The organism is Streptomyces spinoverrucosus (assembly GCF_006539505.1).
Taxonomy (GTDB): domain Bacteria; phylum Actinomycetota; class Actinomycetes; order Streptomycetales; family Streptomycetaceae; genus Streptomyces; species Streptomyces spinoverrucosus.
In genome coordinates this window covers 1-9753 of the sequence record NZ_BJND01000127.1, presented here as the reverse complement: position 1 = coordinate 9753, position 9753 = coordinate 1, and the positions used below count along the sequence as shown (strand labels likewise).

The following is a 9753-nucleotide window of genomic DNA, read 5'->3' as shown; positions in this document are numbered from 1 at the left end:
CAATTGGCAGAGCAGCCGGCTGTTAACCGGCAGGTTACTGGTTCGAGTCCAGTCGGGGGAGCTCGGTCCTCCGTAGCTCAATTGGCAGAGCAGCCGGCTGTTAACCGGCAGGTTACTGGTTCGAGTCCAGTCGGGGGAGCAGCCTGAACGAGGACCCCGTCGGGGTCCTTTTTCATGTCCCGGTTTCCGGTCCGGCGGAACCGCCGGGGCTGCGGGGGAGTCCTCAAGGTCACGGACGCCGTGGAAGCCGACCATCCGGAGCAGGAGATCGTATGAGCGGCTATGCTGCGGCAGACGGCGCGCACAAATGTGCGCGACACGCCGCTATGGGGCGGTAGCTCAGCCGGTTAGAGCAGCGGACTCATAATCCGTCGGCCGTGGGTTCGAGTCCCACCCGCCCCACCATGCGCAGGTCAAAGAAACGTTCTGACCTGCGCAAACGTTTCTTTCGGGCTGCCGGATTGGGACTTTGACCCAACTGTCCGGGACGAACCGGCCGAGGAACTGGACGCGTTGTGCCACCTGGCCCCGGTGCCGACGACGGGGCGCACGCGCCGTGTGGGAGTTGGGCGCGGCCGTTGTCGACGGCGTGGCGAGCCGGACAGCCGGTCATGCGTTCCTCGGTGTCGGTCCCGAACGCGGCGCCGTTGTACGGGACAGGAGCGGTGAGCGAACCTTGCGGCCCCCCATATGCGGACGGTAGAACCCGTCGGTCTCCCGGATCTGCCGGTCTGCGGTTGGAGGTGGGGGAAGGCTCGGTCACCGCCGTGGTGCACGGTACGGACGTCTACGAGGTGGAACTCACCCTTGGCGGGGGCGAGGGGATCACGGGCTGGTGCGACTGCCCGTACGGGCAGGAGGGCAACTTCTGCAAGCACTGTATGGCGGTGGGTTGACCGTGCTGCGGCGGGCGAAGACGGTCCCGCGTCAGCGGGCCGCCGCGCGGGCACGGGCCTCCGGCCTGGAAGCGTGAGGTGCTCGGCGTGTACCTGCGGCTGGTCGAGAGGTTGAAGGAGCCGACCGGGGACCTTGCCTACGAGCGCCTGGCGCGGCTGCTGCTGGGTGCCCGTCTGATCAGCCCCTTGAGACCGGTCAGTCCTTGAGATCGATTATCCGTACCGGCTGTCCGGTCGTACGGGCGATCGTCTCGAAGTCGCGGTCGTAGTGGAGCAGTGTCAGCCCCGCCTCTTCCGCGGCAGCGGCGACCAGCAGGTCGACGGTGCCGGCACTGCGGTGCTCGCCCTTGGTGGTGAGCAGTTCCTGGACGACGCGTGCGCGTCGGTAGATGCCGTCGGGCATGGGACACCAGGTGTAGTGGGCGTTCAGCGTGCGCCGCACGTGCCCCCGGTCCGCCGCCGAGCGCGCTGAGTAGAGGACTTCCAGTTCGGTGATGTCACAGAGGGCGACAAGCCCCGCGGCGATCGTGTCGTCCCACTCGGCCGTGGTCCGGCCGAGGAGGACACGGGCGAGGGCGGAGGTGTCGATCAGGTAGTCGGCGACGGTCATGCATCCGCTCTCACGCCGCCGAGGCCGTCCGACTCACCGGCGGACCGGTACTTGCTCTTGTCCAGGAGGACGTCCATGTCCAGGGCGCCTTCGGCGACCAGTTCCCGGGCTTCGCCGAGCGCGCGCAGTCGCCGGTAGCGGGCGGTGACCTCCCGTAGGGCCGTGTTGACGGTGTCGCGCTTGGTCGTGGTGCCGAGCTCCTTGGCAGCGGCCTCCAGTGCGTCGTCATCAAGATCGATCACGGTGCGGCTCATGGCGACCCCTTGTATATACGGTGTTGTATATCAATACATACTATCCTGTATGCCTGGCGGGGCGTTGCCTGTCGCCTGCGGGGACCGTCAGGGGACACGCAGGGGACGGAAGGACCCGGAACCCCACTGCGCGGGCTTGGTGCAGGAACGTTTTCACCTGCGGCGACTCTGCGCTCGGCGATGTTCGTGGGCGTTACGGTCGTAGGACCGTCTTTCCCACCGTGCGGCGGGCGAGTAGGTCCTCGTGGGCGCGGCGTGCCTCGGCCAGGGGGTAGCTGTTGCCGACGACCGGGCTGAGGCGGCCGAGGGCCGTCAGGCGGAACAGTTCCTTGAGCGGACCGTCGATCGCACCCGGTGCCTTGAGTGTCGGCCGCAGCCAGAAGCCGACGACCGAGGCGTTGAGGCGGCTTAGGCGGGCGGGGTCGACGGGTGTGAAACCGGTGCGTGAGGCGTTGCCGTACGTCACGAGCCGCCCGAAGGACGCCAGCGAGTCCAGGGCCTCGTCGAAGAGCTTCCCGCCGACCGCGTCGAGAATGACGTCGGCGGGCTCCCGCAGCGGGTACCGGGCGATCGCGTCCGCACCGAGGTCCAGCGCCAGCCGCTCCTTGTCCGGCGTGGACACCTGGGCCAGTACCCGCCCGGCGCCGAACTCCTTGGCCAGCTGAACGGCCAGACTGCCCACTCCGCCGGCCGCCGCGTGGACGACAACGGTCTCCCCGGCGTTCATCCGGGCCGCGGAGCGCAGCAGGTGCCACGCGGTCAGGCCCTGCATATTGAGGGCCAGTGCCTGGGCCGCGTCGAGTTCGTCCGGGATCTCCACGAGCCTGGACTCGGCGGCCACGACCTGCTCGGCGTAGCCGTGGGAGACCGAGGCCAGGACCCGGCGGCCGTCGGCGGTGCGGCCCACGACCTCGCTCCCCGGGACGTACGGGAGTGCGCCCTCGTCGAGATAGGAGCCGTCGGTCTGGTGCGTGTCCGCGAAGTTGACGCCGGCGGCCTCGACCGTGACGAGCACCTCCCCCTCGCCGGGAGTGGGAGCGGGCAGCTCCACGGGCGTGAGGACCTCGGGGCCGCCGAAGCGGTCGAACCTGATCGCGAGCATGGTGAACCGTACCTCCCCGGGCCCGCACCTCGGTGTGCCTGGCCCTCAACTCCTGGTCAGCCGGGTATCGCGCAACGGTCAACTTCCGGTCAATCTGGGTGTCAACTACTTCGCACCCACCTTGCCGTCCGCCGCTGCTGTGGCATCTTCTCGTGCGCACAAGAAGTTTCCCGTGCGCACAAGAATCCGCGCGACGTCACTCATGGAGCGCCAACATGGTCCAGCAGTACCGTGCACAGTGCACACGCCAGGAACTGATCCACTCGGCCGCAGAAGTGTTCCACAGCGCCGGATACGCCAATTCCTCGATCCACACGATCAGTTCGCGAGCGGCGGTGAGCAACGGCGCGCTGCATTTCCACTTCAGGAGCAAGCGCGCGCTGGGAGAGGCGATCGAGGCCGCCGCGGCGCAGAAGCTGCTGTACCTCACGGGTCCCGTCCCGCTGCGCCACCCCGACCCGTTGCGGCACCTCGTCGACACCTCCGAGGCACTGGCGCGGGAGATCATGAATGACGTGGTCCTGCGGGCCGGTTTCAGCCTCGGGGACGACGCGAGCTGGCAGGGCGGCGTGGACCTGTGGGAGCAGTGGCACGACTGGGTCCACCTGATGCTGACGGTGGCTCGGGACCAGGGCGCTCTGGCCCCGGACGTCGACTTCGAGGACGCGGTCCCGGCCATCACGGCCGCCGTCGCCGGGTTCGCGACACTGTCCCGGAACCGGCCGTGGGGATCCTCGTCGCGCGTGGTCTCCGGCTTCTGGCGACTGATGCTGCCCCGGCTCCTGGGCAACGGGACGCCCCAGCCGGCCGCCGCGGACCGCGCGGCGCCGATGGTCTGGCCCGCGGAGAACAGCCAGGAGAGCTGCCTGGAACTGGAGGAGGCGTGCTGCGTGGCCTGACGGCCGGGGTTTGTGCGCGGTTTGTGCGCCCTTTGAACGCCCGCGGTCACCATGGTGGCCGGTCGGCCGCCACAGGTGGCGTGTCGACGTGTCGAAGAAGGCGTGTCGAAGAAGGCGTGTCGAAGAAGCGGGGGAGACGTCGTGGGAAACGAGTGGTTCCGCAGGATCGGCCACCCCACTGGAGCCGTGCCGTCCGAGGACCGGGCACCCCGGCTGTACTGCTTCCCACACGCCGGAGGCGCGGCCGGCTCGTTCCTTCCGCTGGCCCGGGCCCTGACGCCGCACGTCGACGTCCTGGCCGCGCAGTACCCCGGTCGCCAGGACCGCCGCCGTGAGCAGCCCCTGGCCGACATCGGCCTGCTCGCCGAAGCGCTCGTCGCGCATCTGCCCCTTCAGGATGAGCGGCCCTACGCCTTCTTCGGGCACAGCATGGGCGCGGTCCTCGCCTACGAGGTCGCCCGGCTCCTCCAGGAGCGGCACAGGCCCGGCCCCGCGGCGCTCGTGCTGTCCGGCCGGCGCGCTCCTACGCCGCAGCCGAGCCCGTACGACAGGCTGCGCACGGACGCGGACATCCTCCGTGCGATACGCGGACTGGGCGGCACCACCCCGCAGTTGCTCGACGATCCCGAGATCCGCGACATGGTCATGCCCGCGCTGCGGGCCGACTACCGGGCGATCGGTTCGTACGCATGGCAGCCGGGGCCGCCGCTGTCCATACCGTTCACCGTGCTCGTCGGCGACCGGGACCCGGTGGTCGCCGTGGCCGAGGCGCGCGCCTGGCAGGACTTCACCACGGCCCCGACCGGCCTCCATGTCTTCGACGGCGGTCACTTCTTCCTGGACGCGCACCTGCCGCGCGTGGCCGAAACGGTCCTCGACGCCCTCGACCACCTCACGGCCGTCCCCGCGTCGCGATAAAAGGAAACGGATAAAAGGAAACGAGTGACGCGCTGGGACGACGTCTTCATCGCCGCCGCCGGGCCGGAGTGCCTGCGCTCCCCTGCGGCCGGGGACGACATCGATCTGGTCGTCCACGCCTGGTGCGGCGGCCGAAGCCGGGAGAGCCGGGTCGCCGAGCGCACCCGGCTGCGGGCCGGATGCGCCCGTACCACCGCCCTGCAGGTCCTGAGCCCGGCCGACGGCGGCCTTGCCGCGTTGCACGTCGCCGCTCGGTATCTCTCCGCCTCCGACGGGCTGCGTGCCGCCCTGGTCACCGCGGAGCACGCCGTCGCGCCTGCGGGCGCGGCCTCGTCCCGGGCCGTGTCCGAGCGGGGCGCGACCGGAGCGGTCGTCGCCAGGGGAACGGGAGCGGCACGCGTACTGTCGACGGTGTTCCTCGGCGGGCTGCCCGAGGGAGCGGTCTTCCGCGCGGACCTGCCGTGGCACGAGCCGTCCTCCGGGCGCCCCCGTTCAGGACGTTTCTCGCTCGCGCGGTGGCGGCGTACCCCGCCCCCTTCGGCGCGCCAAGGTGCGGTACGGCTCGAAGGGCCGGAGCGGGAGGCCGTCGCGCTGGCGTTGGGCGAGGCCGGGGCCACCTTGTCGGATGCCGTGCGCATCGTGCGCGCATCGGACCAACTGGCCGCGCTCAGCAGTCTGCTGAAGCGGGAACACCCTCACGAGGCTTCTCTGGTGGTGCTCGCCGGAGCCGGCCGTGGGCCGGACTTCGGCTGCGCCGTGCTCGAACCGGTGTGACGGGCGACGTATCGCACGAGGCCGGACGGGCCGGACGGGCCGGGTGATGGCGCCCACCGGCCCGTCCGCGTTTATGTCACGCCGGGTCCGTCTTCGCCGGGGCGGCCGGGAAGTAGCCCTTGTCCACAAAGAACGACACGTATCGGGAGAACAGCTCCGGCGTCATCTCCGGGCAGACGATCCCCGTGCCGTCGAGGGCCGTGTCCGTGCCCGTGGTGTCGAAGCGCGGATAGAACCGTCGGCTGTCCGTCGCCAGCACCTCGAACGCGTCGAGGAGCGGGTTCATGGCGTTCTCGGCGTCGGAGGCCACCCTCGCGTACCAGTCGTCCCAGGACAGCTCCTGAAGCCGGTAGCCGGTGGAGCGGAAGTGCTCCACACACGCGGCGAAGTCCAGGCTGCTGGGATTGGACAGATGGAACGTCCCGCCGGCCGACCGCTCCTGCCGGGACATGGTGACGATCGCCTCGCTGACGTAGTCGACGGGGACGGGGTGCACCGCCGCGGACAGTCCCTCGGGGACGGCGCCGGCCTGGAGCAGCCCCTTCAGGCTCAGCCACACGAAGTCCTGCGTCTGGCAGGCGCCGTTCACCCGGTCCCCGGAGACCACGTCGACGCGGTACACACTGACCGGCAGGCCGCGTTCCCTGGCCAGCCCGACCATTTGCTCCGCCACCCACTTGCTCTGCACATACCCCGTGGGCAGCTCCCGGGCCGGTCCCGTCGGATCGTCCTCCCGCACGGGCACGCCCTCGGTGAGCGCCTTGGGGAAGACACCCACGGTGGAGACGTAGTGCACGGGAACGGTGCGATGACGGGCTGCCAGCCGCAGGACCTCCTCGGTCCCGGCCACGTTCGTGGCCTTCAGCTCCGCGTAGGGGCGCAGCCAGTGCACGTGGGCACCGGCGTGGTAGACCGCGTCGACCGTGCGGGCCAGGCGGTCGAACTCCGCCTCGCCCAGACCGAGACACGGCTCGGAGAGATCACCCACCAGGACCGTGAGGCGAGCGGTGTCCACCTCGTCATGAAGGCCGTACCACCGAAGGTTCGCCCGCAGCCGCTCCCAGGCCCCGGCCTCGTCCTCGGCACGCACCAGGCAGTACACCCTCGCCCGGGTCCGGCGCACGAGGTCGCGCAGCAGGAACGCGCCCAGGAACCCGGTCGCCCCGGTCAGGAGTACCGCGTCGGGATCGACGGCCACCCGGGTGACCTCGGCCGCCGGGCGCACGTCCTCGGCGAGCCCGACCTCGGCCTCCAGATCGACCGCCTGCCGGGCCGCGGCGCCCTGGCCGCCCCGTCCGTGCAACGCCGTCTCCAGCAGGTGACCGGCCAGGGCCCGGGGGGTCGGATGGTCGAAGACCAGCCCGGTGGGCAGCGGGCCGCCCACGGCCTCCGCCAGTCGGTTGCGCAGCTCGACGGAGGTCAGCGAGTCGAGGCCGAGACCGCTGAACGGCTGCTCCGGGTCGACGCCGCCGCCTGTGGCGTCGGGGTGCCCGAGCACCGCCGCGACGTGGGCCCGGACCATCGCGAGCACATGCTCGCGGCGGGCGGCGTCGTCCAGTCCGGCCAGCTGATCGGCGAGCGAGACGGCGGCGGTCGCGGAGTTGACCGCCGTACGCCGCGCGGGCCTGCGGAGCAGGCCGGTCATCACCACCGGGGCCTGAGCGGCGTTCTCCCGCAGGGCCTCGCGGTCGACGGGCGTGGCGACCACGGCCGCGTCGCCGAGGGTGAGCGCGGTGTCCAGGAGGGCCGGGCCGGTGCTCTCCTCGATGGGCAGCAGGCCGGAACGGGCGATCCTCCTGAAGTCGGCCTCCTCCATGTGCCCGCTGATCCCGGTGGTCTGCGACCACAGACCCCACGCCACGGACGTGGCCGGCAGGCCCTGCGCGGCCCGGTACTGGGCGAGTCCGTCCAGGAAGGCGTTGGCGGCCGCGTAGTTGGACTGGCCGGGGCCGCCGACCACACCCGCGACGGACGAGAAGAGCACGAACGCCGACAGGTCCAGGTCGCGGGTGAGCTCGTGCAGGTTCCATGCCGCGTCCACCTTCGGACGCAGGACGGCGTCGAGCCGGTCGGCGGTCAGTGTGGACACGAGCCCGTCGTCCACCACGCCCGCGGTGTGCACGACGGCGGTGAGCGGGCGGTCGGCGGGAAGGTCGGCGAGGAGTGCCGCGAGGGCCTCCCGGTCGGCCGCGTCCCCGGCGACGATCGAGACCTCGGCACCCAACTCGGTCAGCCGGCGGCCGAGTTCCGCGGCACCGGGTGCCTCCGGCCCGCGCCGGCTGAGCAGGACGAAGCGCTCGACACCGTGCTCCGCGGCCAGGTGCCGGGCGAACAGGCCGCCGAGGGAACCCGTGCCGCCGGTGACGAGGACCGTACCCCGCGGGTTCCACGCGCCCGTCGCGGGCCGCGTCGCACCGGCGGCGGCCGGGCCCAGCCGCGGGACGAACACCCGGCCCGCCCGTACGGCGGCCTGCGGCTCGGCGGAGACGAGGACACGCGACAACTGCTCCCACCCGGATACGCCGTCCGTGTCCCCGGCGGCGACATCGACCACGGCGAGGCGGCCGGGCGCCTCCGACTGGGCCGAACGCAGCAGGCCCCACAGAGAGGCCGCCGCCGGGTCCGGAGCCTCGGCGGGCGTGACCGCCATCGCGCTCCGGGTGACGACCACCAGGCGGACGTCGGCCAATTCGTCGTCAGACAGCCAGTCCTGAAGGAGCGCCAGCGCGCCCCGCGTCAGCTCGTGCGCGTGGCCGGCGGTGTCGCTTCCGTCGTACGCACCACACAGCACGGCCACCGCGTCCACCGGCCGCCCGGAGCGGACGGCTCGGCGCACCGCGGCCACGTCGGCGAACGTCTCCAGTGCCGGGACGCCCGGCCACGGCCCGCCGACACCGGGCGCCACCTGGCCGAGGACGGCCCAGCGCGGGGCGTGCGGCGGCTGGGCGAGAGTGATCGGCCGCCACACGACCGGGAACAGGGAGCCGAGCCGGGCGGCGCGGTCGGCGCTCTGTCCGGCGCCCGCCGGGCCCGTCGCCAGGGAGTCGACCGAGGCGACCGGCTGCCCGGAGGCATCGGCCAGCCACAGCGACAGCTCGCCGTCGGCGTTCCTCCGCAGCCGAACCCGCAGCGACCGGGCGCCGGTGGCGTACAGACGCACACCGCGCCACCTGGAGGAACGCCCGATGGCCAGGGCGCCCGGGGCGTCGTCGAACCAGGCCGGTCGCAGGGCCGCGTCCAGCAGGACGGGGTGCAGTCCGAATCCCGCCGGGTCCGCGCCCGCCTCCTCCTCCGGCAGCGTGACTTCCGCGTACAGGTCGCCGTCCTTGCGCCATGCGGGCCCGTGCGCCGAACCGGCCGCCGCCGCTTGCCCGTCGGCGACCTCGACCGGTTCCGCTCCGGTGGGGGGCCACTGGGCGAGGTCGAAGGGCGCCGCGTGGCCGCCGAAGCTCAGCGTGCCTTGGGCGTGCGCGGTCCACGGGGTGCCGTCGTCCGGCCGGGAATGGATGGTGAGCGTCCGTCGGCCCTCGCCGTCCTCCGCGCCGACGGCCACCTGGAGCTGGAGGGCCTGGCGTTCCGGCACCTGCAGGGGCGCGGTGACGGTCAGTTCGTCCAGCACCGTACAGCCGGCCTCGTCACCGGCGCGCACGGCGAGTTCCACCAGGGCGGCGGTGGGCAGGACCGTGGATCCCTCGGTGGGCCGGGGCAGGGCCGCACTGGAGAACCGGCCGCTGAAGAGCAGCCCGTCGCCCGAGGCCGGTTCGACCGCGGTTCCGAGCATTGGATGCCCGGTCGCACCAGGCCCCGCGGCCGCCGCTGCGCTGCCCGAGCCCCGGCCGTCCAGCCAGTACCGCCGCTGCTGGAAGGCATAGGTGGGCAGGCCCACCCGCTTGGCGCCCGTCCCCTCGAAGAAGGCCGCCCAGTCCACCGGGACAGCGTGCGCGTGCAGCGTGCCCCATCCGCCGACCAGTGACTCGGCCTCCGCGTCGAGGCGCCGCAGCAGCGGCACCACGGTGTGGTCGCCGCCGGTCTCCGCGAGGATCTCCCGGGCGGCGGCGCTCAACGCACTTCCCGGCCCCAGCTCCACGAAAGCCGTCACCCCCAGCTCCGCGAGCGAGTGGACGGCGTCGGAGAAACGGACAGCATTCCGGACCTGGTCCGCCCAGTAGTCGGGCGTCGCCATCTCGGCCACGGTGACGGGCCGCCCCGTGAGGGTCGAGACGATCGGGACGGTCGGCGCCTGGAAGGACAGTTGGCGGGCGACCGCACGGAAACGTTCGAGCATGCCGTCCATGTGGGC

The 9753-nt window shown here is 72.0% G+C and carries 8 protein-coding genes and 2 tRNA genes; 6 read left to right on the top strand and 4 right to left on the bottom strand.

Annotated elements, in window-relative coordinates; all coding sequences use genetic code 11:
- Positions 1 to 66 precede the first annotated feature (66 nt).
- From SSP24_RS41515 to SSP24_RS44740, 3 genes are all read left to right on the top strand, one after another.
- Positions 67 to 139, top strand: a tRNA-Asn gene (locus SSP24_RS41515).
- A gap of 189 nt (positions 140 to 328) precedes the next feature.
- Positions 329 to 405: transfer RNA gene (locus SSP24_RS41510), tRNA-Ile, on the top strand.
- A 338-nt stretch (positions 406 to 743) separates the two neighbouring features.
- Entirely contained in the window at positions 744 to 896 is a 153-nt protein-coding gene (locus tag SSP24_RS44740; RefSeq protein WP_229865472.1) for an SWIM zinc finger family protein, read from the top strand.
- A 196-nt stretch (positions 897 to 1092) separates the two neighbouring features.
- On the opposite strand, the gene SSP24_RS41500 is transcribed toward SSP24_RS44740, so the two are convergent.
- The 3 genes from SSP24_RS41500 to SSP24_RS41490 all read right to left on the bottom strand — a co-directional run bounded on the left by SSP24_RS41500 (position 1093) and on the right by SSP24_RS41490 (position 2862).
- On the bottom strand, positions 1093 to 1506 hold the full coding sequence (locus tag SSP24_RS41500; RefSeq protein ID WP_141316299.1) for a PIN domain nuclease: 414 nt from the start codon (positions 1504 to 1506) through the stop codon (positions 1093 to 1095).
- Positions 1503 to 1760 (bottom strand): type II toxin-antitoxin system VapB family antitoxin, encoded by a 258-nt coding sequence (locus tag SSP24_RS41495; protein WP_141316297.1) that lies wholly within the window; start codon positions 1758 to 1760, stop codon positions 1503 to 1505. Before SSP24_RS41495 ends, SSP24_RS41500 begins: the two co-directional genes overlap by 4 nt.
- Positions 1761 to 1953: 193 nt before the next feature.
- Positions 1954 to 2862, bottom strand: a complete 909-nt coding sequence (locus SSP24_RS41490; RefSeq protein WP_141316295.1) for a quinone oxidoreductase family protein — start codon at positions 2860 to 2862, stop codon at positions 1954 to 1956.
- 215 nt (positions 2863 to 3077) lie between these two features.
- Here SSP24_RS41490 and SSP24_RS41485 point away from each other — a divergent pair, with 215 nt between their 5' ends.
- The 3 genes from SSP24_RS41485 to SSP24_RS41475 all read left to right on the top strand — a co-directional run bounded on the left by SSP24_RS41485 (position 3078) and on the right by SSP24_RS41475 (position 5453).
- The gene (locus tag SSP24_RS41485) at positions 3078 to 3761 is read left to right on the top strand and encodes a ScbR family autoregulator-binding transcription factor (protein ID WP_141316293.1); all 684 of its coding nucleotides are present in this window, start codon (positions 3078 to 3080) and stop codon (positions 3759 to 3761) included.
- A 141-nt stretch (positions 3762 to 3902) separates the two neighbouring features.
- Positions 3903 to 4679, top strand: a complete 777-nt coding sequence (locus tag SSP24_RS41480) for a thioesterase II family protein (protein WP_141316291.1) — start codon at positions 3903 to 3905, stop codon at positions 4677 to 4679.
- Positions 4680 to 4703: 24 nt separating this feature from the next.
- A complete protein-coding gene (locus SSP24_RS41475; protein ID WP_141316289.1) occupies positions 4704 to 5453 on the top strand; it encodes a serine/threonine-protein kinase in 750 nt (249 codons plus the stop codon).
- 76 nt (positions 5454 to 5529) lie between these two features.
- Here the strand turns inward: SSP24_RS41475 and SSP24_RS41470 are convergent, their stop codons facing one another.
- Positions 5530 to 9738, bottom strand: coding sequence for a thioester reductase domain-containing protein (locus SSP24_RS41470; protein ID WP_244951811.1), 4209 nt, complete (start codon positions 9736 to 9738; stop codon positions 5530 to 5532).
- Between the last annotated feature and the right edge of the window lie 15 nt (positions 9739 to 9753).

Coding starts and splice junctions, on each gene's coding strand:
- SSP24_RS41500 (WP_141316299.1), bottom strand. CDS start 1,506: ATGACCGTCGCCGACTACCTGATCGACACCTCCGCCCTCGCCCGTGTC.
- SSP24_RS41495 (WP_141316297.1), bottom strand. CDS start 1,760: ATGAGCCGCACCGTGATCGATCTTGATGACGACGCACTGGAGGCCGCT.
- SSP24_RS41490 (WP_141316295.1), bottom strand. CDS start 2,862: ATGCTCGCGATCAGGTTCGACCGCTTCGGCGGCCCCGAGGTCCTCACG.
- SSP24_RS41485 (WP_141316293.1), top strand. CDS start 3,078: ATGGTCCAGCAGTACCGTGCACAGTGCACACGCCAGGAACTGATCCAC.
- SSP24_RS41470 (WP_244951811.1), bottom strand. CDS start 9,738: ATGCTCGAACGTTTCCGTGCGGTCGCCCGCCAACTGTCCTTCCAGGCG.